We start from the raw sequence: 26,478 nt of genomic DNA on the forward strand, positions 1-26,478 counted from the left end.
CGGGAAACGAGACTCGAACTCGCGACCCCGACCTTGGCAAGGTCGTGCTCTACCAACTGAGCTATTCCCGCTCTGCGCACTCAACGAAATTCTTCATCGGTACGGGGTGCGCATTATACGAGAAATCCTTTTAGCCGCAAGCCCCTGAAAGCAAAAAAACGTTTTTTTTGTTCAAGTGCCGATTAAAACAGCAAACCGGCGATTTAAGAAGCGAAACACGGTGATTTCGTGCTTCGCACCGCAGTAAAAAAGATTTCAGGTATTTTAGAGATTAATAAAATGATCGCGGTAATACGCCAGTTCAGCCACGGATTCACGAATATCGTCCAATGCCTGATGCGTGTTTTGCTTCTTAAAGCCACTCAGCACTTCCGGTTTCCAGCGGCGCGCCAATTCTTTCAGGGTGCTGACATCCAGATAACGGTAGTGGAAGTAGGTTTCAAGCTCCGGCATGTACTTAAACAGGAAACGACGATCCTGCCCGACGCTGTTGCCACAAATTGGCGATTTACCTTCCGGCACCCACTCGCGCAGGAACTCAATCGTCTTTTGCTGCGCGGCATTATCGTCAAACGGACTGGCTTTCACACGATCGACCAGACCACTACCGGTGTGCGTACGGACATTCCAGTCGTCCATTAGCGCCAGTTGTGCGTCAGACTGATGCACTGCCATCACCGGGCCTTCAGCCAGAATGTTCAGATGCGCGTCGGTGACCAGCGTCGCAATTTCAATAATACGGTCTCGCTCAGGATCCAGACCGGTCATCTCAAGGTCGATCCAAATCAAATTCGAGTCATTTGCAGCCATGATGCGTCCTATTACAATGAAAGAGATATAGCTGGTATCATAGACGTTTTGGTCGCACCGAGCGATTAAAGCCAGTCAAGTGAGGCGCAGTGACTAAGTCAAAACTGTCTAAAGGGCAACAACGTCGCGTTCAGACTAACCACCAGCGTCGTCTGACACAGACCGACAAACGGAAAGAGCTGGACGATTCTCTGCACGGCGAACCGCAGGACGGCATCGTCATCAGCCGTTTCGGGATGCATGCGGACGTTGAAGCGGCCGACGGCAGCCAGCACCGTTGCAACATCCGCCGTACCATCCGATCACTGGTCACCGGTGACCGCGTCGTCTGGCGCAAAGGCGAAAACGACAGCGTTAAAGGTATCGTTGAGGCGGTACATGAGCGCACGTCCGTCCTGACGCGTCCTGATTTCTACGACGGCGTGAAACCGATCGCCGCCAACATCGACCAGATCGTCATTGTTTCCGCCATCCTGCCAGAGCTGTCTCTGAACATTATCGACCGCTATCTGGTGGCCTGCGAAACCGTAGAAGTTGAGCCGCTGATTGTACTCAACAAAATTGACCTGCTTGATGACGAAGGCCGTAAATTCGTCGAAGGCATGATGGACATCTACCGCAAGATTAATTACCGCGTGCTTGAAGTTTCAAGCCAGACCGGTGAAGGCATGCCGGCGTTTGAAACCGCGCTGACGGACCGCATCAGTATCTTTGCCGGTCAGTCCGGCGTGGGGAAATCCAGCCTGCTGAATGCCCTGCTTCCGCCGGAAGAAAAACAGATCGTGGTGAACGAAGTCTCCGATAACTCCGGTCTGGGCCAGCACACGACGACCGCAGCCCGCCTTTACCACTTCCAGCGCGGCGGCGATGTTATCGATTCCCCTGGCGTGCGTGAATTTGGTCTTTGGCATCTCGCGCCAGAGCAAATCACACAAGGCTTTGTCGAATTCCGCCCTTTCCTCGGCTATTGCAAATTCCGCAACTGCAAACACGGCAGCGATCCGGGCTGTGCAATCCGTGATGCGGTCGATCGCGGCGAAATCGCGGAAGAGCGTTTCGACAACTACCATCGCATTCTGGAAAGTATGGAAGACGTAAAAACGCGTAAAAACTTCGACGCGCTTTAATGTTAAGCCATTGAGCTAAAAGGTTAAGGGCAAGCGGGTGAAGTTAACGGAAGTTGAACCGATGATTTCACCCCGTTACAATCCTCCACCTTAAAACACTGTGCGGCCGTCAAAAAGACGGCCTCCTGCAAAATGGCCGGATAAAACCGGTCATTCATACCATCCAAGAGGTTTTCCCGTGCTGGACAGTATCAAAATCAAACTCCAATATTTACTTCCTAAACAAGGATTAACCCGTCTGGCAGGCTGGGGCGCAGATAAACGCGCGGCCACGCTGACGCATTGGGTCATCAAAGCTTTCGCCCGTTTCTACAGCGTAGACATGAAAGAAGCGCAGAACCTGGATCTCAAATCGTACGCCACCTTCAATGAATTCTTTGTCCGTCCGCTGCGTGATGGCGCGCGTCCGGTGGTCAGCGGTCTGGATATGCTTTGCCTGCCCGCCGATGGCGCAGTCAGCCAGTTAGGCGCGATTACCGATGGCAAACTGTTCCAGGCAAAAGGCCACTTCTACAGCCTCGAAGCGTTGCTGGCCGGAAATTATCTGCTGGCAGAAAAATTCAAAGAAGGCCAGTTCGCCACGATTTATCTGGCGCCGCGCGACTACCACCGCGTGCATATGCCGTGCGGCGGCGTGCTGCGCGAAATGATTTACGTGCCCGGCGATTTGTTCTCCGTGAACCCGCTGACGGCGGCCAACGTCCCGAACCTGTTTGCCCGTAACGAACGCGTCATCTGCGTATTTGATACTGAATTTGGCCCGATGGTGCAGATTCTGGTCGGCGCGACCATCGTGGGCAGCATTGAAACCGTGTGGGCAGGCTGCGTCACGCCGCCGCGCGAAGGCATTATCAAACGCTGGACATACCCGGCCGCTGGCGAAGAAGGCGTGATTGCGCTGGAAAAAGGCCAGGAAATGGGACGTTTCAAACTGGGCTCAACCGTGATCAATCTGTTTGCTGCAAACCAGATCCGCTTTATGCCGCAACTGAGCAACGGCACCGTCACACGCATGGGCGAACCGTTTGCTGAAGCGCTGCGTACACCGGCAGCAGCAACGGCTGAACCTGTGGTACCAGAAGCAATTGTCACTCCGGAAGCACCTGTCATCGCAGAAACGCCGGCAGGTGTGGCCACAGCTGAACCACAAGCGCCTAAAGACTACTGAGTACGCGTTAAACCACCGAAAAGGAATTGACCAAGTGCGCCTGATCCCCGCCCTGCTGATGAGTTTATTGCTGGCTCTGCCTCTGGTGGCGACAGCAACCCCGACCGAAGATCAGCTCAAACAAGAGCTGAAACAGGCGGAAGCCAATAAAGAAATGGCCAATCAGACGCAGGTGGTTGAGGCGCTGCAAAGTGCGCTCAACTGGCTGAATGAGATGAATGTTTCGGCCGGGCGCACTACGCAATATCAGACGGTCATCGATGATTTTCCGAAACTGACTCAGGCGCTGCGCCTCGAGCTGCAAAATCAGCCCGAAAAGCCGCCTGCCGTTGATGACAGCATTCCTGCCGCGCAGCTTGAGCAGCAGATTTTGCAGGTCAGCAGCCAGCAGCTGGAAGAAACCCGCCAGCTGCGTCAGGAGCAGGATCGTTTCCGCGATATCAGCGATTCGGTCAGCCAGATCCCCCAACAACAAACTGAAGCCCGGAATGCGCTTAGCGATATTGAGCAGCGCATGCAGGCGGCCACGGCGGCGGCGCCATCTTCACCCCTGGCGCAGGCTCAGCTCAGCGCGCTTCAGGCTGAATCGGCGGCACGCAAAGCCAAGGTTGATGAACTGGAGCTGGCGCAGCTTTCTGCCAATAACCGGCAGGAACTGTCACGACTTCGCGCCGATCTCTACAAAAAACGCGCCGATTTTCTCGATCAGCAATTGCAGGCTTTACGCAACATGCTCAACAACCAGCGCCAGCGCGAAGCTGAACAGGCACTGGAAAAAACCGAGCAGTTAGCTGAACAAAGCGGTGAGCTTCCGCATTCCATCAGCCAGCAGTTGCAGTCGAACCGCGAGCTGTCGCTGGCGCTGAACCAGCAGGCGCAGCGCATGGATCTGATTTCCTCGCAGCAGCGTCAGGCTGCCGCGCAGACACAACAGGTTCGCCAGGCGATTAACACTATCCGCGAACAGGCGCAGTGGCTGGGCGCGTCGAATCTGCTGGGCGAAACGCTCCGGGCGCAGGTTTCCCGTCTGCCGGATATGCCTAAACCGCAACAGCTTGACCGCGATATGGCGCAGCTGCGCGTTCAGCGTCTGCACTATGAAGATTTACTGGATAAGCAGGCAATTTACCGTCAGGGACGTCAGGACGACGGCAAACCGCTGACGGCGGCGCAGCAAAAAATTCTTGATGCCCAGCTGCGGACTCAGCGTGATTTACTCAATTCGCTGCTCTCCGGATGCGATACGCAAATTCTTGAACTGACCAAACTGAAAGTCGCCAACAGCCAGCTGGTGGAAGCGCTGAATGACGTACATGACGCCGCGCACCGTTATCTGTTCTGGGTCGCCGACGTCAGCCCGATTGGTTTTTCCTATCCGGTGCAGGTCGCACATGACCTGAAACGTCTGGTGTCGCTCGATTCCCTGAGCCAGCTGGGCGGCGCGTCGATGATGATGATCACCAGCAAAGAAACGCTGCTGCCACTGTTTGGCGCGCTGATCCTGGTGATTGTCAGTATCAGCTCACGCAAACACTATTACGCGTTTCTGGCGCGTGCCAGCAGCAAGGTCGGAAAAGTCACCCAAGACCATTTCTCACTGACGATGCGCACGGTGTTCTGGTCAATTCTGGTCGCAATGCCGTTGCCCGTACTGTGGGCGGCGCTGGGCTTCGGGCTGCAAAGTGCGTGGCCTTATCCGATTGCGGTCGCCATTGGTGATGGCGTGACGGCAACGCTGCCGATCCTCTGGGCGTTTATGGTCAGCGCCGCGCTTGCTCATCCTCAGGGGCTGTTTGTCGCGCACTTTGGCTGGCCTCAGCGCGCCGTTTCGCGGGCATTACGCTATTACGCCCTGTCAATCTGGGTACTGGTGCCGCTGATTATGGCGCTGATTACCTTCGATAATCTCAATGACCGCGAGTTCTCCAATACGCTGGGTCGCCTGTGTTTCGTTATTCTTTGTCTGGTGGTTGCGCTGGTGACGCACAGCCTGAAACGCGCGGGCATTCCGCTGTACCACGATAAACACGGCAACAGCGAAAACGTCCTCAATAATACGCTGTGGTGGATGTTACTGGGCGCACCCGTTGTGGCCGCGCTGGCCTCGCTGATGGGCTTCCTGGCCACATCACAGGCTCTGCTGGCGCGTCTGGAAACCTCGGTTGCCATCTGGTTTGTTCTGCTGGTGATTTATCACATTATCCGCCGCTGGATGCTCATTCAGCGCCGCCGTATTGCTTTTGAGCGTGCAAAACAGCGCCGTGCAGAAATGCTGAACCAGCGCGCTCGCGGTGAAGAAGAGGGACATCAGACCAGCAGCAGTAACGAAGGCACGGTGGAAATCGAAGAACCGGTGGTCGATCTGGATGCGATCTCTGCGCAGTCATTGCGGCTGGTGCGATCCCTGCTGACGTTGATCGCGCTGATCTCGGTGATCTTCCTGTGGTCGGAAATCCATTCCGCGTTCTCTTTCCTGGAAAATATTCATCTCTGGCAGGTTTCCTCGACCGTTCAGGGCGTGGAAAGCATGCAGCCGATCACGCTCGGATCCGTGTTGATCGCCATTCTGGTGCTGATTATTACCACACAGCTGGTGCGTAATTTACCCGCCCTGCTGGAACTGGCGCTGCTGCAACATCTGGAGCTGACGCCGGGCACCGGTTACGCCGTGCTGACTATCACCAAATACGTTCTGCTGCTGATTGGCGGGCTGGTGGGCTTTTCACTTATCGGGATCGAATGGGCAAAACTGCAATGGCTGGTTGCCGCGCTGGGTGTCGGGCTGGGCTTTGGTTTGCAGGAAATTTTTGCCAACTTCATTTCCGGCCTGATCATTCTGTTCGAAAAACCGATCCGTATCGGCGATACCGTCACCATCCGCAACCTGACCGGCAGCATCACGAAAATCAATACGCGCGCCACGACGATTGCCGACTGGGACCGCAAAGAAATTATCGTGCCGAACAAGGCCTTTATCACCGAGCAGTTCATCAACTGGTCGCTTTCCGATTCCGTCACGCGTGTCGTACTGACCGTCCCGGCGCCTTCAGAGGCCAACAGTGAAGAAGTGACTCAAATCCTGCTTAACGCCGCACACCGTTGTTCACTGGTGCTGGATATGCCTGCGCCGGAAGCGTACCTGGTGGATTTACAACAGGGTATTCAGATCTTCGAGCTGCGTATGCATGCCGCCGAAATGGCGCACCGTATGCCGCTTCGCCACGAAATCCATCAGCTGATTCTGGCCGGATTCCGCGAGCACGGCATCACGCTGCCGTTCCCTCCATTCCAGGTCCGTATGGAGACGCTGCACCGTGCGCAGAATGGCAATAATGCGACGTTTACCAGCAGCAGCGGCAGTGGTCGCAGCGGTAACAGCTCGCGTTCGCCGGGCGATTTGTAATACCGGTTTTAAAAAATAAGCGGGGCAGATTTTCTCTGCCCCTGAATCCATTGTTTTACAGATCAGCGATCAGCGCCGCCGCTGCTTTACGGTGCTGAGAAATCAGCGATTTGATGTCCATCCCGACAATCTGTCCGTCAATCACCCGCCATTTTCCGCCAACCATCACGCGATCAGCCCGTTCTGCCCCGCACAACAGCAGCGCGGAAACCGGATCATGACTGCCGCTGAAACGTAATTCATCCAGCCGGAAAAGCGCCAGATCCGCCTGCTTCCCGACCTCGATTTGCCCGATATCATCACGCCCGATAAGCTTCGCCGAACCGCGCGTTGCCCAGCCTAAAACTCTTTCCGGCGTGACGTATTCCGCGCCATATTTAAGACGTTGCAGGTAAAGCGCCTGACGCGCTTCATACATCAGATTCGATGCATCGTTAGACGCTGAACCGTCCACGCCCAAACCGATGGGCACACCCGCCGCTTCAAGGTCGCGCGTCGGACACATGCCGGACGCCAGGCGCATATTCGACACAGGACAATGGCAGATCCCGGTTCCGGCAGCGCCAAGCCGCTGAATTTCGTCCGCATTGAAATGAATGCCGTGCGCCAGCCACGTCCGGTCATTCAGCCAGCCGACGCTTTCCAGATAATCCACCGTGCGCAGCCCGAACATTTTCAGGCAGAACGCTTCTTCATCCAGCGTTTCCGCCAGATGAGTGTGCAGCCGGACGTCTTCGCGCTGCGCCATAGCGGCGCTTTCGCGCATGATGTCCGTGGTCACGGAAAACGGCGAGCACGGCGCCAGCGCAATCTGCATCCACGCCCCGTCGCCGCGCTGGTGATAACGGTCAATCAGCCGCTGGCTGTCGTGCAAAATTGTATCTCCCGATTGCACCGTCTGCTCCGGCGGTAAACCTCCCTGCTCTTCTCCGAGGCTCATCGAGCCGCGCGTCAGAAGAGCACGCATCCCCAGTTCGCGGACGACCTCAACCTGCACATCAATCGCCTCTTCCATTCCCTGCGGGAACAGATAATGGTGGTCAGTCGTGGTGGTACAGCCGGAAAGCAACAGTTCGGCCATCGCCACCCGGCTGGCGAGCCCCAGCGCTTCAGGCTGCAAACGCGCCCAGACCGGATACAGTTTTTGCAACCACGGAAACAGCGGCACGTTAACCACGGGCGCCCAGGCCCGGGTCAGCGTCTGATAAAAATGATGATGGGTATTGATGAGGCCGGGCATAAGTACACAGCCGGTGGCATCGGCAATCTGATCAACCGGCTGTGAGGGTAACTGGCCGCATGCCAGAACTTCAGCGATCGTGGAGCCTTCGACGACGATACCGCCGCGGGCATCGAGTTCATTGGCGGTAAATACCGCCAGCGGATTTTTAATCCAGGTGCGTTGCAAAGACATAACTGACTTCCTCTTCATGAATTCAAAAGTGAGTCAGCTCAGTTATGCCCTGTCTGCTGATCCAGGGGCTCACGCGCGCGCGGGGAACGTTAGTGAACTTTCACCTCTTCTGCCACGGCAATAGCGCGCTCTGCAGGCATCAGCAGATTCAGCAGGATGGCGATCACGCCACCGCTGGTGACTGCGTGGCCGAAGATATTCCCCACAATCGGCGGGAACTGCGCCAGAACATCGGGCACCGCTTCAATGCCCAGACCGATGCCAAAGGAAATCGCGATAATTAACATTTCGCGGCGGCCAACAGGCGACTGCGTCATGATACGAATGCCCGCGGCGACCACGCTGCCAAACATCACCAGCGTCGCGCCACCCAGCACCGGCGCAGGGATTTGCTGCAAGACTTCGCCGATAAACGGGAACAGCCCGAGCAACACCAGAACACCTCCGATGTACATCCCGACATAACGGCTGGCGACGCCGGTCATCTGGATCACGCCGTTGTTCTGCGCAAAAGTGGTATTCGGGAAGGAAGAAAACGCCGCAGCAATAATGCAGCTGACGCCATCGGCCAGGATCCCGCCCTTCAGGCGCTTGCGGAAACTTTCCCCTTCAATGGGCTGCTGCGACAACATACAGTTCGCCGTCAAATCGCCGACCGCTTCCAGAATACTGATAAACGACACCAGCGCGATTGGCACGAAAATGATCCAGTCAAACTTGAAGCCAAAACGGAACAACTGCGGCAGCGCAAACCCGTCGCCCTGCAACGGTTTAAGCGGCAAATGTCCGGTCAGGGCAGCCGCGATACACCCGACAATAATCCCTAATACTATCGATGAAAGGCGCAGCCAGCGTACATTAATGCGGTTACATACGACGATCACCAGCAGCGTCAGCGCGCCCAGCGCCAGATTGACCGGCGCACCGAAATTCGCCGCACCGTGCCCGCCCGCCCAGTCTGTAATACTGACTTTAATCAGGCTGATGCCAATCAGGGCAATGACCGTTCCGCTGACCAGCGGGGTAAACACGCGGCGCATCTGCCCGATAAACCGGCTGACCAGAAGCGGAATAAACGCCGCGACAAAGTTCACGCCAAAAATCATCGCCATGATGTCTTCAGGCGAGCCCCCGCGGCTTTTCACCAGCATTCCTCCGGACAGAATCACACCCAGAAATGCAAAACTGGTGCCTTGCAGGCAAATCATCCCCGCGCCCACCGACATAAACCGGCGCGCCTGAATGAACGTCCCGATGCCGGAAGCCAGCAGCGACATACTGATGAGATAAGGGAGATACGCATTCAGCCCGAGCACCGAACCGATAATCAGCGGCGGAGTAATAATCCCCACCACGCTCGCGAGGACATGCTGGATGGCCGTGAAAAATGCCGGTGCCGGTGCAATACGCGCCTCCAGACCATAAAGAAGTTCTTTGTCGCCAGATTCAGACATAACGGGATCCCAGAGCTGATTGAGTAGTTATCCTGTAATGCATAAATCAGGCCAGCGGAGAGAAAATTTGCGTTAAATCGTTGAGGAGCCAGCAGGATTGCGGGTTCGCGCCGGGGTGTCATCCCTGAAACTTTAAAATCAGTGTTACGCGATTTAGGTACTTTTGTTTCACTAAAGGAGCAATTTTAATGTTATTGCACAATCACAGGGCAGGGAAAGGAGGCATGGCGAGAAAGAAAGATAATCCTGACCCGAGGGCCAGGATTGGGGAAAACAGACTCAGGCGCGTGTGACCGGGAAAGCCAGCACTTCGCTCAGGCTGCCCGCGCCCAGCGCAATCATAATCAGACGATCAACGCCCAGCGCCACACCGGAGCATTCCGGCATGCCATGTTCCAGAGCATCCAGCAGATTGTTATCGATAGGATGCTGAGGTAAACCGCGCGCGGCGCGTTTACGGTTATCCTGCTCGAAACGCTGGCGCTGTTCGCGACCATCGGTCAGTTCGCGGAAACCGTTCGCCAGTTCGATGCCTTTGTAATACACCTCAAAACGCTCAGCAACGCGGTGATCTTCGGTGCTGATTTCCGCCAGAGATGCCTGCGTCGCCGGGAAGTGATACACAAAAGTCGGCTTGTCGCGGCCAATATGCGGTTCGACACCCATCGTAAACAGTAACTGCAATAAGGTGTCGCGGTCTTCTTCGGTATCCGCGATATTTGATAAATCCAGCTTCGCGGCAACTTCACGCAGTTCGGTTTTATCCGCAGACAACGGATCCACGCCCAGATGGCGCGTAAACGCCTGCTGATAGGACAGGGTTTCTGCCGTATCGCAATCGAGCACCTGTTGCAGCAGATCGTCCACTTCATTCATCAGGCGGTACATGTCATAACGCGGACGATACCATTCCAGCATGGTGAATTCAGGGTTGTGATGGATACCGGCTTCTTCGTTACGGAAGCTGCGCCCCATCTGGTAAATCGGCCCGCTGCCCGCAGCCAGCAGACGTTTCATGTGATATTCCGGGCTGGTCATCAGATACAACGTCATGCCATCAGCCGCACCCGGCCCGACAAAACGCGTGTCAAAAGGCACCAGATGGATGTCGGTCACCGTGGCCTGGCTCATGGCCGGCGTTTCCACTTCCAGCACGCCGCGATCGGAAAAGAAACGTCGAATCTCAGCGAGAATGGCCGCACGCTTCAACAAATTGGCGACAGGAGCACTGGGTTGCCAGCTTGCCGTTTCGCTCATGGTGATTTACTCCGAATTCAGAAAAGTCATGCAGTCTACCTGCAACCCTCAGGGCAAACAAATACCTCATTTTGCGAAGCAATATACAGAGAAAGCCTAAACCTGCATTCACATCAAATTACCACTACTCCTCATTAGGTATAATAATTTCCTTACAAATAATAAGAATATTAGCCTCTGGGACAGCGCCTGTATGTCATCAGCGGTGGTTAAGCCTCAGATTCAAAACCTTTTTCGCGGGTGTTTCAAACCCGATCTCATTGATGATAGTGGAGGAATGCAGTGCAAACCTTTAACGCCGACATTGCAATTATAGGTGCAGGTGGGGCGGGTTTACGCGCAGCAATAGCCGCAGCGGAAGCCAATCCCAACCTGAATATCGCGTTGATTTCGAAAGTGTACCCTATGCGCAGCCACACGGTGGCCGCCGAAGGCGGTTCTGCCGCAGTGACGCAAGATCACGACAGCTTTGATTTTCACTTCCAGGATACCGTTTCCGGAGGCGACTGGCTGTGTGAGCAGGACGTAGTGGACCATTTCGTTCATCAATGTCCGACTGAAATGGCGCAGCTTGAACTCTGGGGCTGCCCGTGGAGCCGTAAGGAAGATGGTTCAGTCAACGTCCGGCGTTTTGGCGGGATGAAGATCGAACGCACCTGGTTTGCCGCGGATAAAACCGGCTTCCACATGCTGCATACCCTGTTCCAGACCTCGCTGAAATACCCGCAAATCAAACGATTCGACGAGCATTTCGTTCTCGATATTCTGGTCGATGACGGCCAGGTTCGCGGCGTCGTCGCCATCAATATGATGGAAGGCACCCGCGTACAAATCCGCGCTAACGCAGTCGTGATGGCAACCGGCGGCGCAGGCCGCGTTTACCGTTACAACACCAACGGCGGGATTGTCACCGGCGACGGCATGGGTATGGCGTTCCGTCATGGCATTCCGCTGCGAGATATGGAGTTCGTGCAATATCACCCGACCGGCCTGCCCGGATCCGGCATTCTGATGACAGAAGGCTGTCGTGGTGAAGGCGGTATTCTGGTCAATAAAGACGGTTACCGTTATTTGCAGGATTACGGCATGGGGCCGGAAACTCCGCTCGGCGAACCGAAAAACAAATACATGGAACTTGGCCCGCGCGACAAAGTCTCGCAGGCGTTCTGGCACGAATGGCGCGCCGGACGCACCATTTCCACCCCGCGTGGCGATGTGGTGTATCTGGATTTACGTCATCTCGGCGAGAAAAAGCTGCGCGAACGTTTGCCGTTTATCTGTGAACTGTCCAAAGCTTACGTCGGCGTGGATCCGATTACCGATCCAATCCCTGTACGCCCTACCGCGCACTACACGATGGGTGGAATCGAAACGGATGCGCAGTGCGAAACCCGCATCAAAGGTCTGTTTGCCGTCGGTGAATGTTCATCGGTTGGCCTGCACGGCGCAAACCGTCTGGGTTCCAACTCACTGGCAGAGCTGGTGGTATTTGGCCGCATGGCCGGCGAAAAAGCAGCAGAACGCGCCGCCGAAGCCAAAGACTACGGCAATACCGAAGCTCTCGACGCGCAAGTTCGTGATATCGAAAATCGCGTTGACGCGCTGATGAAGCAGGAAGGCGATGAAAGCTGGGCGGCCATCCGCGACGAAATGGGTCTGGCGATGGAAGAAGGTTGCGGGATTTACCGCACCACCGAGCTGATGCAGAAAACCATCGACAAGCTGACCGAGCTAAAAGAGCGCTTCAAACGCGTCAAAATCAAAGATACTTCCAGCGTTTTCAACACCGATTTGCTGTACACCATCGAGCTGGGACACGGACTGGAAGTGGCCGAATGTATGGCGCATTCGGCCCTGCATCGTCGGGAATCCCGCGGCGCACATCAGCGTCTGGATGAAGGCTGTACCGAACGCGATGACGTCAATTTCCTTAAGCATACGCTGGCCTTTTATCAGCCAGATTCCGCGCCACGTCTTGAATATGGCGATGTGAAGATCACCACATTGCCACCGGCAAAACGTATGTATGGCGGGGAAGCTGAGAATCACGATAAAAAAGATAAGGAGCAATCACGTGGCTAAAATGCGAAGCCTGAAGGTTGAAATCATGCGCTATAACCCGGAGACGGACCACGCGCCGCATCCGGTTGTGTATGACGTGCCTTTCGACGAAACAACGTCGCTGCTCGACGCGCTGGGCTATATCAAAGACCATATCGCCGCCGATCTTTCCTACCGCTGGTCGTGCCGTATGGCCATTTGCGGCTCCTGCGGCATGATGGTCAACCGTGTGCCAAAACTGGCCTGCAAAACGTTCCTGCGCGAATATCCGGACGGAATGCAGGTGGAGGCGCTGGCAAACTTCCCGATCGAGCGCGATTTAGTGGTCGATATGACCCACTTTATAGAAAGCCTCGAATCCATTAAGCCGTACATCATTGGCAATACCCGTACCGTAGCGGAAGGCCCGGGCAAACAAACGCCTGCACAGATGGAGAAATATCATCAGTTTTCCGGCTGCATCAACTGCGGTTTATGTTACGCCGCCTGCCCGCAATTCGGTCTGAATCCGGAATTCATCGGCCCGGCCGCCATTACGCTGGCGCACCGCTACAACCTGGACAACCGGGATCACGGCAAAGCCCAGCGTATGCCGCAGCTTAACGGCCAGAACGGCGTCTGGAGCTGTACGTTTGTCGGTTACTGTTCTGAAGTCTGTCCGAAACACGTCGACCCGGCCGCCGCTATTCAGCAGGGTAAAGTTGAAAGTTCGAAAGACTTCATGATAGCGAGGCTGAGACCGCAATGAGGGAGGAAAATATGACGACTCGAACTCAGACCCCGGGCAGCAAACGTAAACCTTACGTGCGCGAAATGCCCGCCAGCTGGTGGCAACGTTCACCTTTCTATCGTTTCTATATGCTGCGTGAAGGCACGTCCGTTCCGGCAGTCTGGTTCAGTATCTTGCTGCTGGCCGGTATTTTCGCCTTACGTAACGGGCCGGAAAGCTGGGCAGGATTTGTACATTTCCTGCAAAACCCGGTGGTCATGCTGATCAACCTGATTGCTTTACTGGCTGCGCTGCTTCACACCAAAACCTGGTTTGAACTGGCACCGAAAGCCTCCATCGTCATTGTGAAAGGCAAGAAAATGGGGCCGGAGCCGGTGATTACCGGTTTCTGGTGCGTAACTGCCGTTGTGACGCTGGTGATCCTCGCCATCGCGCTGTTTCTTTGAGGAGGCGACATGAAAAATACTCTTCCTAAACGTTCAGATGAGCCGGTGTTCTGGGGGCTGTTTGGCGCAGGCGGCATGTGGAGTGCGATTTTTGCGCCGGTGATGATTCTGCTGGTGTGCTTCCTGCTGCCGCTGGGGTTTTTCCCCGGTGACGCGCTGAGCTATCCGCGCGTACTGGCATTTGCACAAAGCTGGATTGGTCGCCTGTTTCTGCTGCTGATGATCGTCCTGCCGTTGTGGTGCGGTCTGCACAGGATCCATCATGCCATGCACGACCTGAAAATCCACGTTCCTGCCGGTAAATGGGTGTTCTACGGTCTGGCAATGATCTTAAGCGTTGTCACACTTATCGTGTTGATCCGCCTCTGATCTGACAAGATCCCCTTTTTCAGCGGTCATTTCCGTGACCGCTGATTTTTTCCTGCCTTCCCTTTTCTCTTTTCCTCAATTTTTACCTACACTTAGGTGATTACCTCAGGAAGGAACATTTATGCGTATCTGGTCAAAACTCGGTGTGATTGTTACGGCACTTTTATCGGTCGCTTGCAGCGTGACGCCACCCAAAGACGTCAAAGTCGTCAGTAATTTCGAGCTTAACCGCTATCTGGGAACTTGGTATGAAGTGGCAAGGCTGGATCATAGCTTTGAAAGCGGGCTTGAACGCGTGACGGCCAATTACAGCTTGCGGGATGATGGCGGTGTGAAAGTTATTAACCGTGGCTTTAATACTGAGAAAAACAAATGGCAGGAAAGTGAAGGCAAAGGGTATTTCACCGGTTCAACGTCACGTGCGGCGCTTAAAGTTTCGTTCTTTGGCCCGTTCTATGGCGGCTATAACGTCATCGAGCTGGATAAAGATTACCGCTATGCGCTGGTTTGCGGGCCGGATAAAAGCTATCTGTGGATCCTCTCACGAACCCCGACGCTGGATGACAGCGTAAAACAGCAACTGCTGAAAACCGCGCAAGGCTACGGCTTTGATACCAGCAAGCTGGTGTGGGTCAAACAGCCGTAAGTTTTCCCCCTTCAGAAACAACACTGCCTGCATCAATGTGCAGGCAGACTTCAGCTTACTTCAACTCACACGCCCGTTACTGAGCGCTTTTCTGAATTGCCTGGCCGCCGGCAGAGACATCTTCACCCACGCCACGCGTGGTATTGCAGGCAGTTAACGCAGAAGACAGAACAAGAACAGACAGGATTGCGAGGATACTTTTCTTCAACATATAAAATTCCTTCCTATAAGAGAATGTAAAGTAAGACTCACTAAGTGTAGTTAATTTTCTGAATACGGAAGGGAAAAGACAGGATTTTAGGACAGTTGGTAAAACGAGGCTGAAGGAATCAGCCTGCTTTGGAAATCGCGCCACCCAGATGCTGGATGTCTTCACCAAAACCGTGAACCGTGTTGCAGCCGGATAACGAAGCCAGCAACATCACTGAAACCACGATAAACATCATCTTCTTCAACATGGAAAACACAATCCCATTCAACAGGTTGAGCCGGAAAGCTGCGACAGGCATTACCCTGTGGCAGCTTTCATCCAGCGTAATAAGAAACTTATTTAACGCGGGAAACGTATTCGCCAGAGCGGGTGTCACAACGGACGATTTCGCCAATCTGCACGAATAAAGGCACTTTAACCACTGCGCCGGTGCTCAGCGTTGCTGGCTTGCCGCCGGTACCTGCGGTATCACCTTTCAGGCCTGGATCGGTATCAACAACTTCTGCTTCGATGAAGTTCGGTGGCTGGACAGCGATAGGACGACCGTCCCACAGAGTCACGATACATTCAGCGTTGTCTTGCAGCCATTTAGAGGCTTCAGAAACGGTTTTAGCTTCAACACCGTGCTGCTCGAAAGTCTCAGGGTGCATGAAGTGGTAGAACTCACCGTCGTTGTACAGGTAAGTCATGTTGGTATCTACAACGTCTGCACCTTCGCAAGAGTCAGTAGATTTGAAGGTTTTTTCTACACGGGAACCGGTCAGAAGACGGCGCATTTTCACACGTGCAAAAGCCTGGCCTTTGCCTGGTTTTACGAACACGCTGTCTTCGATTGCGAAAGGCTCGCCTTCGAACATGATTTTAAGACCCGGACGGAAATCGTTGCTAGAATAAGTCGCCATGATGGCCCTCTAATTTTAAACTGGTATTAGCCAAAAAATGGCAAACATTGTAACCCTAAACACGCCATTTAGAGAAGATTGGTTGTATCAACTCGGCGATGTTATCACTGACCCGAATGAACTGCTTACTCTTCTGGCACTTAACGACAATGCAGATCTGCAAAGTGGCCATGAAGCCCGTCGTTTGTTCCCGCTTCGCGTGCCCCGCGCCTTTGTGGCACGTATGCAGCACGGCGATCCGCGGGATCCTTTGTTGCTTCAGGTATTGACCGCACGCGAAGAGTTTATCGCCGCGCCGGGCTTTACCACCGACCCGCTTGATGAACAACGCAGCGTTGTTCCGGGTCTGTTGCACAAGTATAACAATCGCGCCCTGTTGCTGGTGAAAGGCGGCTGTGCGGTGAATTGCCGCTACTGCTTCCGCCGCCATTTCCCGTATCAGGACAACCAGGGGAATAAGGCCAACTGGGTTCAGGCGCTGGATTATATCCGTACACAGCCCGAACTCGATGAAATTATTTTCTCCGGCGGCGATCCGCTGATGGCGAAAGATCACGAACTCGACTGGTTGATCGGTGAGCTGGAAGGGATCGGGCACATCAAACGCCTGCGTATCCATACCCGTTTACCGGTGGTGATCCCTGCGCGCATCACGGACACGCTCTGCCAGCGCCTTGAACAGTCGCGTTTGCAGGTGCTGATGGTGACGCATATCAATCACGCCAATGAAATCGATGACGCGTTGCGCGCCAGCATGGCGAAACTGAAGCGTCATGGGGTCACGCTGCTCAATCAGAGCGTGCTGTTGCGTGATGTAAATGACTCTGCCGATGTGCTTGCTGCGCTCAGTAATGCGCTGTTTGATGCAGGAATTTTGCCTTACTACATCCACGTGCTGGATAAAGTTCAGGGCGCGGCGCATTTCATGGTGAGCGACGATGAAGCGCGCATCATTATGAAAGGGCTGATGAGCAAAGTTTCCGGTTATATGGTGCCGAAACTGACCCGCGAGATTGGCGGCGAACCGAGTAAAACCATTTTGGATTTACGCCTTAAACAGTCGTAAACGCGAATGCCGAAATGCAAAAAGGGATGCCATCAGGCATCCCTTTCGTATTTCTGTGCAGGTTCACGCAGCTAAAGCGTAAACGGCCCGACTATGGGCACTTATAAACCTGGCCGACCATTTTGCTGTCAACCGGTGCAAAGCTGGACAGGAAATTTTGAGACGGGCTGTTAGCACCATAAATGGTATTGCCGCCCATCGCTGCTGCCTTGTTGCGCAGGTCGTTGGCCGCACCACGCATTGAGCTGCCATCGCCGCCGGTACCGGAGAACCAGTTGCTTTGGGCACCAGTGACTTCACCGAGGAGCTGACAATTTGCGCCTGGTTTGTCGTCCGTGAATTTCACCTGCTGTCCCGCTGCATCCAGTTGATGAGTGGTACTGCACCCGGCAAGCAGCGCGATAGCTGACAGGCCCAGTAACATTTTAATCCGCATCACTTTCCCCATTTGTTTTTGTAATCACATAAAGCCTATCAGAAAACACCTGGCTCTCTTAGGCATCCGTTGCCACGCATACCCAAGGTTCTGCGCTATCGGTATAAATCCGAAAACCACGCAGAAATGAGTCTACACGTTAAACCCGGAAGACATTGAGACTTATCTTACTGAACACCATAAAAAATGGTCAAATAAAAAAACCCGGCCTTTTCAGACCGGGTTTCTTCAGTACGTTAACTCAGACAACAAAATTGCCGCTGATTTGCCGTACCTGCGGATGAACGCAGGGGGATGATGATTACATCATGCCGCCCATACCGCCCATGCCACCCATACCGCCAGCGCCGCCCATATCGACTTTATCGTCTTTAGGCAGGTCGGTGATCATGCATTCAGTGGTGATCATCAGGCCAGCTACAGAAGAGGCGTACTGCAGAGCAGAACGGGTCACTTTAGTTGGATCCAGGATACCCATTGCGATCATGTCGCCGTATTGTTCGGTGTAAGCGTTATAACCGAAGCTACCTTCACCTGCTTTAACAGTGTTTGCGATAACAGAAGCTTCTTCACCTGCGTTCACAACGATCTGACGCAGTGGAGCTTCCATTGCGCGCAGAGCAACGCGGATACCCACGTTCTGGTCATCGTTGTCGCCGGTCAGGTTAGCCAGAGTGTGAGCAACGCGAACCAGCGCAACACCACCACCAGCAACCACGCCTTCTTCTACAGCAGCACGGGTTGCGTGCAGCGCATCTTCAACGCGGGCTTTTTTCTCTTTCATTTCAACTTCAGTCGCTGCGCCAACTTTCAGAACAGCTACGCCGCCTGCCAGTTTAGCCACACGCTCTTGCAGTTTTTCACGGTCGTAATCAGAAGTTGCTTCTTCGATCTGCTGACGGATCTGAGATACACGGCCCTGAATGGTTGCTTCTTCGCCAACGCCATCGATGATGATGGTGGTGTCTTTGTTGATCACAACGCGTTTAGCCTGACCCATGTCTTCCAGAGTCGATTTTTCCAGCTCCAGGCCAATCTCTTCAGAGATTACGGTACCGCCGGTCAGGGTTGCGATGTCCTGCAACATAGCTTTACGACGGTCGCCGAAGCCAGGTGCTTTAACCGCAGCCACTTTCACGATGCCACGCATGGTGTTCACCACCAGAGTCGCCAGGGCTTCGCCTTCAACGTCTTCAGCAATGATCAGCAGTGGTTTACCGGCTTTAGCAACGGCTTCCAGTACTGGCAGCATTTCGCGAATGTTAGAAATCTTTTTGTCAGCCAGCAGGATGAACGGGCTTTCCAGTTCGATTGAACCGGTTTCTGGCTTGTTGATGAAGTACGGAGACAGGTAACCGCGATCGAACTGCATACCTTCAACAACGTCCAGCTCGTCCTGCAAGCCAGTGCCTTCTTCAACAGTGATGACGCCTTCTTTGCCGACTTTTTCCATCGCTTCAGCGATCAGTTTACCGACGGTTTCATCGGAGTTAGCAGAGATAGTACCAACTTGTGCGATCGCTTTAGAGTCAGAGCAAGGTACAGACAGTTTTTTCAGTTCTTCAACAGCGTGGATGACCGCTTTGTCGATCCCGCGTTTCAGATCCATCGGGTTCATACCAGCGGCAACAGCTTTCAGGCCTTCAGTGATGATGGCTTGTGCCAATACGGTTGCGGTAGTCGTACCATCACCCGCTGCATCGTTCGCTTTGGACGCCACTTCTTTCACCATCTGTGCGCCCATGTTTTCGAACTTGTCTTCCAGTTCGATTTCACGTGCAACGGACACGCCGTCTTTAGTGATGGTTGGAGCACCGAAAGATTTGTCCAAAACCACGTTGCGGCCTTTAGGGCCCAGGGTCACTTTTACTGCATCAGCAAGGATGTTTACGCCACGCAGCATTTTCACACGGGCGTCGTTACCGAATTTTACTTCTTTAGCTGCCATTGTTAATTTCCCTTCAATTCGTTCAGTTCAGAAAAAAGTGGGTCGGAGGAAGATCAGGCTTCTACGATTGCCAGGATGTCGCTCTCAGACATAATCAACACTTCTTCATTGTCGATTTTTTCAGCTTTCACGCCGTAGCCGTCGTTGAAGATGACGATGTCGCCAACTTTAACGTCCAGCGCTTTAACTTCACCGTTTTCCAGAATGCGACCATGGCCGACAGCCAGGATTTCGCCACGGGTAGATTTACCAGCAGCTGAGCCAGTCAGAACGATGCCGCCAGCGGATTTAGATTCTACTTCTTTACGCTTGACGATAACGCGGTCATGCAATGGACGAATTTTCATTGATAACTCTCCTGTGAGCGGGTCCATATCTATTTTTAGGGTTGAATGCCTGACAAATGCCTGCCTGGCCTCGTGGTTTGTTTAATGGGGGCGATACACCCCCATTCAAGGGGAAGAAGAGAAAAAATTTCGCTTTTTCTTTTGGCTTTCAGGCCATCTAAACCCAGCCTGAAAACTACTTCCCAACAATGTATTAACAATCAAGGCCACAGAGATTAGCGATCGCGGTGCTCTGTGTCGTCATCTTTTTTCGGTGAAACCAGGCGTTCCGGTGTTTCATCAGTCCGCTGGAACTCGCCTTCAAAGGTATTTCCGGTGGGCGCACTGCTCCCCCAGTTACCGCCAGAGCGAACAATATTCAGGTGCGGCATCAGCTTGAGCGTCAGTCGTTTCTGAATCGGCGGCAGCAGCAGCAGCAAGCCGAGGAAATCGGTAAAGAATCCCGGAACCAATAACAGGAAACCGGCAATCACCAGTGAAACACTTTTCACCATTTCAGCCGCCGGGCTTTCACCTACAGCGAGCTTCTGCTGAAGCTGCATGAACGTTTTCATTCCCTGATTTTTGACCAGAGAAACACCTACGCAGGAGGTGAATACCACCAGCAATAATGTCGTGGCGACGCCAACAACCGCAGCCACCTTGATAAATAAGGTGATTTCAATATAAGCCAGCAGGAATAACAGTAGTAACGGTAACCAGCGCACCGCATTCTCCTTGTGATTTGGCCCCGAAGTTCTTTTTCAGAACCGTTCGAAACCCTGAATAAGTGCCTGTTTCTGATGTTTGCCATCAAAGAAATGCAGGCTGACTACAATGAGATGGTGCTGTGTCCCGGTGATTTCAAGCACCAGACCTGATTTAATTGAGCAGGTAAATGAATTGTGAGAATTCTCACAGATACTAAAAACTTGCACAATCATAGGGCAGGATAGTGATCTTAGTACGTGCAATTCGCCTGAAGCAGCATATGATCGCCTTCGTTGTGGAAACAACGGTTGATCGTTTTAAATTTACCACGGCTAGTAACATAATTTTAAACATCGCATAACGCATTCAGTACCGAAGAGAAGGTTCTCATGTCAAACACCATTCGTATCGAGGAAGACCTGCTGGGCACGCGCGAAGTACCGGCAGAAGCTTATTACGGCATTCATACCCTGCGGGCGATTGAAAACTTCTATATCAGCAACACCAAGATCAGCGATGTGCCTGAGTTTGTTCGTGGCATGGTGATGGTGAAGAAAGCGGCGGCTCTGGCAAACAAAGAGCTGCGCACCATTCCACGCCATATCGCGGACATCATCATTCAGGCGTGCGACGAAGTGCTTGATAAAGGTAAATGCATGGACCAGTTCCCTATCGACGTCTATCAGGGCGGCGCGGGAACCTCGGTAAATATGAACACGAATGAAGTGCTGGCGAACATCGGTCTGGAACTGATGGGTCACCAGAAAGGCGATTACCAGTTCCTTAATCCCAACGATCACCTTAATAAATGCCAGTCCACCAATGATGCCTACCCGACCGGTTTCCGTATCGCGGTTTACGCCTCTTTGCTGAAACTGGTTGATGCGATTTCTCAGTTGGGTGATGGCTTTGAGCGCAAAGCGGTCGAATTTGAAAACGTCATCAAAATGGGCCGCACGCAGTTGCAGGACGCGGTACCGATGACGCTCGGCCAGGAATTCCATGCATTCAACGTACTGCTTAAAGAAGAAACCCGTAACCTGATCCGCACCGGTGAATTACTGCTGGAAGTAAACCTCGGGGCAACGGCGATTGGTACGCGCCTGAATACGCCGGAAGGATATCAGCAGCTGGCCGTGCAGAAACTGGCGGAAGTCAGCAATCTGGCGTGCGTTCCGGCTGAAGACCTGATTGAAGCAACATCAGACTGCGGCGCTTACGTGATGGTTCACAGCTCCCTGAAGCGTCTGGCGGTTAAGCTTTCCAAAATCTGTAACGACCTGCGCCTGCTCTCTTCCGGGCCTCGCGCCGGGCTCAATGAGATCAACCTGCCAGAATTGCAGGCCGGTTCTTCCATCATGCCTGCCAAAGTTAACCCGGTGATCCCGGAAGTAGTGAATCAGGTTTGCTTCAAAGTCATCGGCAACGACATGTGCGTCACGATGGCCGCCGAAGCGGGTCAGTTGCAGCTGAACGTCATGGAGCCTGTGATCGGCCAGGCCATGTTTGAATCCGTGCACATCCTGACTAACGCCTGCTACAACCTGCTGGAAAAATGCATCAACGGCATTACGGCAAACAAAGAAGTGTGCGAATTCTACGTCTTCAACTCCATTGGTATCGTGACGTATCTGAACCCGTTCATCGGCCACCACAATGGCGATATCGTCGGTAAGATTTGTGCGGAAACCGGCAAGAGCGTCCGGGAAGTCGTGCTTGAACGCGGTTTGCTGACGGAAGCCGAGCTGGACGACATTTTCTCTATCGAAAACCTGAAGCACCCGGCTTACAAAGCGAAGCGCTATACCGATGAAAATGAACAGTAACAGACTCCATTTCTGACCTTTTAAAGGCTCGTTGTTCTGCGGAACAGCGGGCCTTTTTACTGAGTTACAAACAACAATTACATAACAATTATTTTTCAATTCCTTAAGGATTGCTGGATATATGGACGGACAGCCATGTTAATCATCGAACTTATTATTGTACTCGCCGCAATTTTTCTCGGTGCCCGTCTGGGCGGCATCGGAATTGGTTTCGCGGGCGGATTGGGTGTTCTGGTGCTCGCTTTAATCGGCGTGAAACCGGGATCGATTCCTTTTGACGTTATCTCAATCATCATGGCCGTGATTGCCGCCATTTCGACCATGCAGGTCGCGGGCGGGATGGATTATCTGGTGCAGCAAACCGAGAAACTGCTGCGCCGAAACCCGAAATACATCACCCTTCTGGCCCCGATCGTCACGTATTTCCTCACGATCATGGCCGGTACCGGCAACATTTCACTTTCTGCGCTCCCGGTAATTTCTGAAGTGGCAAAAGAGCAGGGGATCAAACCTTGCCGTCCGCTTTCTACGGCCGTAGTGGCCGCGCAGATCGCTATCACCGCCTCGCCCATTTCCGCCGCGGTGGTGTATATGGCGTCGACGATGGAAAGCCACGGCGTCAGTTATTTGCATCTGCTGATGGTGATGATTCCTTCGACGCTGGCGGCAGTGATTGTGATGTCGCTGATTATCAGCTGGTGTTTTGACTCGAAACTCTCCAACGATCCGGTTTATCTCAAGCGCTATGAAGAAGGCCTGATTGAGCTGCGTGGCGATAAAAAAGTGGAAATAAAACGTGGCGCGAAGCTTTCCGTTTTACTGTTCCTGCTGGGCGTTTTTTCTGTGGTTGGCTACGCCGTGATTAACAGCCCGAGCCTTGGCTGGGTTGCTCAACCGGTGATGACCACCAACAGCGCGATTCTGATTATTATGCTCAGCGTGGCGACATTAATCACCCTGCTGTGCCGCATCGAAACCGACTCAATTCTGACTTCCAGCACGTTCAAATCCGGCATGAGCGCCTGCATTTGTATCCTCGGCGTTGCCTGGCTCGGAGATACGTTTGTACAGGCGAATCTGGGTTGGATTAAGGAAACCGCAGGCACCATTATTCAGGCACATCCTTGGCTGCTGGCGGTGATTTTCTTCTTCAGTTCGGCCCTGCTGTATTCGCAGGCCGCGACGACCAAAGCACTGTTACCAATGGCGCTGGCGCTGAGCGTTTCCCCGCTGACGGCGGTGGGTTCTTTCGCGGCAGTCTCAGGGCTGTTCATTTTGCCGACGTATCCGACGCTGGTTGCCGCTGTGCAGATGGATGACACCGGTACCACCCGAATTGGCCGGTTCGTCTTTAACCATCCGTTCTTTATACCGGGCACGATCGGCGTATTTTTGTCGGTTCTTTTCGGCTTCGCCGCCGGCAGTATTATTCTCTGACAGTTTTTCCGGGGGCTACGGCCCCCACCTTTCCTGCGTTCTTCCGCTTCACTCTTTTGTAAAGTACCTGCAAGCCTTTCTGCGTCGCGTTCGCACGGGGTATACTCACATTTCATTAACGCGCTGCGGCATGAAGCCGTCCGCATCTTCTGTCGAATCACCCAGTGGCCGTTTAACTGCCGCGACAAAGAGAACTTTACTCCGCATGGATCACCGCATTCTTCGAATTTTCTTTCTGCTGTGCAGCCTGTTTATCTTGCCTTTGCAGGCGCACGCCTCGTTGTTTGATAAACCGGCAGCCACGCAATTTGTTCCTGTTGATCAGGCTTTCAGCTTTGATTTTCAGCAACAAGGCCATGACCTCAAGCTGAACTGGCAGATCCGCGACGGTTACTACTTATATCGCAGCAAAATTGAGATTGAACCGAAGAATGCCCGGCTGGCAGCGTTTATCCTGCCGAAGGGCCGTGAACATCACGATGAATTTTTCGGCGACAGTGAAGTATTCGAAAACGCGCTGCGCCTCACGGTGCCGTTACAGCAAGCCAGCGCCGATGCAACCGTCCGCGTAACTTATCAGGGATGTGCCGCCGCTGGTTTCTGCTATCCGCCGGAAACCCGTGAAGTGCCGCTCAGTGAAGTTTCAGAGCCGGTTAAAGCCAGCTCAGGCGTCGCAGGATCCGCCCTTCCGCCGGTCGAGGCCACACCAGCGAAAGTCTCCACGCCGCTGCCGTTTTCGCCGCTTTGGGCGTTACTGATTGGTATTGGCATCGCGTTCACGCCGTGCGTGCTGCCGATGTATCCGCTGATTTCCGGCATTATTCTCGGGCGCCAGCGCCCGCACAGCATGAAGCGAATTTTTCTGCTGTCGCTGGTGTACGTACAGGGCATGGCGCTGACGTACACTCTCCTTGGGATGGTGGTCGCCGCCGCGGGCTTGCAGTTCCAGGCCGCATTGCAAAGCCCGTGGGTGCTGATCGTTTTATCCGTGATGTTTATCGCGCTGGCGTTATCGATGTTTGGGGCTTTCAGCCTGCAACTTCCGTCCTCCGTTCAGACCCGGCTGGCGTTGTGGAGTAATGAACAAAAAGGCGGTTCGCTGCCGGGCGTCTTTATTATGGGTGCGCTGGCAGGCCTGATTTGTTCCCCCTGCACCACCGCGCCACTGAGCGCCATTTTGTTGTATATCGCCCAGAGCGGAAACTTGCTGGCCGGTGCCGGCACGCTCTATCTGTACGCGCTGGGGATGGGGATCCCACTGATTATCGTCACCCTGTTTGGGAATAAACTGCTGCCACGCAGCGGCCCGTGGATGCATTACGTCAAAGAAGGCTTCGGTTTTGTCATTCTCGCGCTGCCGGTGTTTTTACTTGAGCGTGTGATTGGCGATACCTGGGGATTACGCCTGTGGAGCCTGCTGGGCATCGCATTCTTCGGCTGGGCGTTACTGCTGAGCCTGAAAAGTCAGCGCGGTATCGTGCGTGTTCTGCAACTGATTTTCCTCGCCGCTGCGCTTATTGTCAGCCGTCCGTTGCAGGACTGGGCCTTTGCGCCCGCCAGCAGTCAGTCCGCGCCACAGCACGCGCTGAACTTCCAGAAAATACATAACGTTGACGAACTGAATGCCGCCTTGCAGGACGCGCAGGGCAAACGCGTCATGCTGGATTTGTACGCGGACTGGTGCGTGGCGTGTAAAGAGTTCGAAAAATATACGTTTTCCGCGCCAGAGGTGCAGAATGAGCTGGCCGACACTATGTTGCTTCAGGCCGATGTGACGCAAAACTCGGCGGAGCAGAAGGCGTTGTTAGAGCGTCTTGAAGTGCTGGGCTTGCCCACGATTTTATTCTTTGGCCCCGACGGCCATGAATTGCCGCAGTCGCGGGTCACCGGTTTTATGGATGCCACTGAGTTCAGTACGCATTTGCAGAAAGCCCGCCCTTAAACGACACTACATTTTGAAGTACGCGAATTGTGAGGAGGCAAACGTGCTACGTGAACAGGTTCTCGATCAAACCCTAAATCTCTTGGAACAACGTGGCCTTGCAACATTGTCACTGGAAAACGTCGCTGAACTCGTCGACGTTCCGCTCAATGAACTTCGCCGCTTCTGGCCCGACGCCGAAGCGCTGCTCTATGACAGCCTGCGCTATCACGGAGAACAAATTGAGATCTGGCGGCGTCAGCTGATGCTGGATGAAACGCTCACTCCGCCGCAAAAATTGCTGGCACGGTATAAAGTGCTCGATGAGCAGGTGCGCCAGCAGCGTTACCCGGGATGCCTCTTTATCGCGGCCTGTACATTTTTCCCGGAGAGCGACGCGCCTATTCATCAACTGGCCGAAAATCAGAAACGGGCGTCCTACGACTACACGCTATCTTTGCTCCAGGAAATGGGTTCCGATGACGCCGAAATGGTGGCGCAGCAGATGGAACTGATCCTTGAAGGTTGTCTGAGCAAGTTGCTGGTGAAACGTCAGCTCATCGATGTGGAAGTGGCGCGACGTCTGGCAGAAGATGTTTTGAATGTCGCCCGCTGCCGTGAACATGGCGCACTTTCCTGACTTTCTATGACCGCAGACAGGCCATTTCGCCATTTTTGAATGAAAAGTCAGCAAACGAACGTCTTTTATGTGTTTTACATGACAAAGCCGTTGACGGCACATGCCCAATACGGTTTAATGCGCCCCGTTGCCCGGATAGCTCAGTCGGTAGAGCAAGGGATTGAAAATC

The 26,478-nt window shown here is 53.7% G+C and carries 24 protein-coding genes; 13 read left to right on the forward strand and 11 right to left on the reverse strand.

The genetic code is table 11. The features are described 5' to 3' along the window. Positions 1-264 precede the first annotated feature (264 nt). Positions 265-810 carry an oligoribonuclease gene (gene orn, locus J8X26_RS16370; protein ID WP_152325334.1) on the reverse strand — a complete coding sequence of 182 codons (546 nt, stop codon included), beginning with the start codon at positions 808-810 and terminating at the stop codon, positions 265-267. 89 nt (positions 811-899) lie between these two features. Between orn and rsgA the strand changes: the two genes are divergently transcribed. The 3 genes from rsgA to mscM all read left to right on the forward strand — a co-directional run bounded on the left by rsgA (position 900) and on the right by mscM (position 6,508). After that, entirely contained in the window at positions 900-1,937 is a 1,038-nt protein-coding gene (gene rsgA / locus J8X26_RS16375; RefSeq protein WP_208951414.1) for a small ribosomal subunit biogenesis GTPase RsgA, read from the forward strand. 178 nt (positions 1,938-2,115) lie between these two features. Then, on the forward strand, positions 2,116-3,105 hold the full coding sequence (gene asd / locus J8X26_RS16380; RefSeq protein ID WP_208951415.1) for an archaetidylserine decarboxylase: 990 nt from the start codon (positions 2,116-2,118) through the stop codon (positions 3,103-3,105). A 34-nt stretch (positions 3,106-3,139) separates the two neighbouring features. Continuing rightward, positions 3,140-6,508, forward strand: coding sequence for a miniconductance mechanosensitive channel MscM (gene mscM / locus J8X26_RS16385; protein ID WP_208951416.1), 3,369 nt, complete (start codon positions 3,140-3,142; stop codon positions 6,506-6,508). Between the two features lie 55 nt (positions 6,509-6,563). On the opposite strand, the gene J8X26_RS16390 is transcribed toward mscM, so the two are convergent. The 3 genes from J8X26_RS16390 to epmA form a co-directional block, all read right to left on the reverse strand. Continuing rightward, on the reverse strand, positions 6,564-7,922 hold the full coding sequence (locus J8X26_RS16390; protein WP_208951417.1) for an 8-oxoguanine deaminase: 1,359 nt from the start codon (positions 7,920-7,922) through the stop codon (positions 6,564-6,566). A gap of 89 nt (positions 7,923-8,011) precedes the next feature. Then, the gene (locus tag J8X26_RS16395) at positions 8,012-9,376 is read right to left on the reverse strand and encodes a nucleobase:cation symporter-2 family protein (protein ID WP_165058812.1); all 1,365 of its coding nucleotides are present in this window, start codon (positions 9,374-9,376) and stop codon (positions 8,012-8,014) included. A 279-nt stretch (positions 9,377-9,655) separates the two neighbouring features. Then, entirely contained in the window at positions 9,656-10,633 is a 978-nt protein-coding gene (gene epmA / locus J8X26_RS16400; protein WP_152325340.1) for an elongation factor P--(R)-beta-lysine ligase, read from the reverse strand. A gap of 282 nt (positions 10,634-10,915) precedes the next feature. Between epmA and frdA the strand changes: the two genes are divergently transcribed. The 5 genes from frdA to blc all read left to right on the forward strand — a co-directional run bounded on the left by frdA (position 10,916) and on the right by blc (position 14,885). Beyond that, positions 10,916-12,715: a fumarate reductase (quinol) flavoprotein subunit gene (gene frdA, locus J8X26_RS16405; RefSeq protein ID WP_165058810.1), complete on the forward strand. Its 1,800-nt coding sequence runs from the start codon at positions 10,916-10,918 to the stop codon at positions 12,713-12,715. Beyond that, positions 12,708-13,442, forward strand: a complete 735-nt coding sequence (locus J8X26_RS16410; RefSeq protein WP_152325342.1) for a succinate dehydrogenase/fumarate reductase iron-sulfur subunit — start codon at positions 12,708-12,710, stop codon at positions 13,440-13,442. Before frdA ends, J8X26_RS16410 begins: the two co-directional genes overlap by 8 nt. A gap of 11 nt (positions 13,443-13,453) precedes the next feature. Continuing rightward, complete coding sequence (frdC, locus tag J8X26_RS16415; RefSeq protein ID WP_152325343.1) at positions 13,454-13,870, forward strand: fumarate reductase subunit FrdC; 417 nt, start codon at positions 13,454-13,456, stop codon at positions 13,868-13,870. Between the two features lie 9 nt (positions 13,871-13,879). Further along, the gene (gene frdD / locus J8X26_RS16420) at positions 13,880-14,239 is read left to right on the forward strand and encodes a fumarate reductase subunit FrdD (RefSeq protein ID WP_104923549.1); all 360 of its coding nucleotides are present in this window, start codon (positions 13,880-13,882) and stop codon (positions 14,237-14,239) included. A gap of 121 nt (positions 14,240-14,360) precedes the next feature. Next, positions 14,361-14,885 carry an outer membrane lipoprotein Blc gene (gene blc, locus J8X26_RS16425; RefSeq protein ID WP_152325344.1) on the forward strand — a complete coding sequence of 175 codons (525 nt, stop codon included), beginning with the start codon at positions 14,361-14,363 and terminating at the stop codon, positions 14,883-14,885. Positions 14,886-14,961: 76 nt separating this feature from the next. Here blc and J8X26_RS16430 read toward each other — a convergent pair whose 3' ends face one another. From J8X26_RS16430 to efp, 3 genes are all read right to left on the reverse strand, one after another. Beyond that, positions 14,962-15,096, reverse strand: a complete 135-nt coding sequence (locus J8X26_RS16430; RefSeq protein WP_014333643.1) for an entericidin A/B family lipoprotein — start codon at positions 15,094-15,096, stop codon at positions 14,962-14,964. A 118-nt stretch (positions 15,097-15,214) separates the two neighbouring features. Further along, positions 15,215-15,343 carry an entericidin A/B family lipoprotein gene (locus tag J8X26_RS16435; protein ID WP_013573743.1) on the reverse strand — a complete coding sequence of 43 codons (129 nt, stop codon included), beginning with the start codon at positions 15,341-15,343 and terminating at the stop codon, positions 15,215-15,217. 88 nt (positions 15,344-15,431) lie between these two features. Beyond that, positions 15,432-15,998 carry an elongation factor P gene (efp, locus tag J8X26_RS16440; RefSeq protein WP_101078258.1) on the reverse strand — a complete coding sequence of 189 codons (567 nt, stop codon included), beginning with the start codon at positions 15,996-15,998 and terminating at the stop codon, positions 15,432-15,434. Positions 15,999-16,035: 37 nt separating this feature from the next. On the opposite strand from efp, the gene epmB reads away from it, so the two are divergent. Beyond that, complete coding sequence (epmB, locus tag J8X26_RS16445) at positions 16,036-17,064, forward strand: EF-P beta-lysylation protein EpmB (protein ID WP_208951418.1); 1,029 nt, start codon at positions 16,036-16,038, stop codon at positions 17,062-17,064. Positions 17,065-17,155: 91 nt separating this feature from the next. On the opposite strand, the gene J8X26_RS16450 is transcribed toward epmB, so the two are convergent. The 4 genes from J8X26_RS16450 to J8X26_RS16465 form a co-directional block, all read right to left on the reverse strand. After that, the gene (locus J8X26_RS16450; RefSeq protein WP_014333641.1) at positions 17,156-17,500 is read right to left on the reverse strand and encodes a DUF4156 domain-containing protein; all 345 of its coding nucleotides are present in this window, start codon (positions 17,498-17,500) and stop codon (positions 17,156-17,158) included. Between the two features lie 301 nt (positions 17,501-17,801). Continuing rightward, on the reverse strand, positions 17,802-19,448 hold the full coding sequence (groL, locus tag J8X26_RS16455) for a chaperonin GroEL (RefSeq protein ID WP_208951419.1): 1,647 nt from the start codon (positions 19,446-19,448) through the stop codon (positions 17,802-17,804). Positions 19,449-19,501: 53 nt separating this feature from the next. Further along, positions 19,502-19,795, reverse strand: a complete 294-nt coding sequence (locus J8X26_RS16460) for a co-chaperone GroES (protein WP_009636718.1) — start codon at positions 19,793-19,795, stop codon at positions 19,502-19,504. Between the two features lie 215 nt (positions 19,796-20,010). Further along, a complete protein-coding gene (locus tag J8X26_RS16465) occupies positions 20,011-20,502 on the reverse strand; it encodes an FxsA family protein (protein WP_152325346.1) in 492 nt (163 codons plus the stop codon). 372 nt (positions 20,503-20,874) lie between these two features. Between J8X26_RS16465 and aspA the strand changes: the two genes are divergently transcribed. The 4 genes from aspA to J8X26_RS16485 all read left to right on the forward strand — a co-directional run bounded on the left by aspA (position 20,875) and on the right by J8X26_RS16485 (position 26,309). Continuing rightward, a complete protein-coding gene (aspA, locus tag J8X26_RS16470; protein ID WP_152325347.1) occupies positions 20,875-22,311 on the forward strand; it encodes an aspartate ammonia-lyase in 1,437 nt (478 codons plus the stop codon). A gap of 135 nt (positions 22,312-22,446) precedes the next feature. Continuing rightward, positions 22,447-23,748 carry an anaerobic C4-dicarboxylate transporter gene (locus J8X26_RS16475; RefSeq protein ID WP_208951420.1) on the forward strand — a complete coding sequence of 434 codons (1,302 nt, stop codon included), beginning with the start codon at positions 22,447-22,449 and terminating at the stop codon, positions 23,746-23,748. A 205-nt stretch (positions 23,749-23,953) separates the two neighbouring features. Further along, a complete protein-coding gene (locus J8X26_RS16480; RefSeq protein WP_208951421.1) occupies positions 23,954-25,690 on the forward strand; it encodes a protein-disulfide reductase DsbD in 1,737 nt (578 codons plus the stop codon). A 43-nt stretch (positions 25,691-25,733) separates the two neighbouring features. Then, positions 25,734-26,309, forward strand: coding sequence for a transcriptional regulator (locus J8X26_RS16485; RefSeq protein ID WP_152325350.1), 576 nt, complete (start codon positions 25,734-25,736; stop codon positions 26,307-26,309). The last annotated feature ends 169 nt before the right edge of the window (positions 26,310-26,478 follow it).

It is taken from the genome of Rahnella sp. ChDrAdgB13, from assembly GCF_017655185.1.
Taxonomy (GTDB): domain Bacteria; phylum Pseudomonadota; class Gammaproteobacteria; order Enterobacterales; family Enterobacteriaceae; genus Rahnella; species Rahnella contaminans.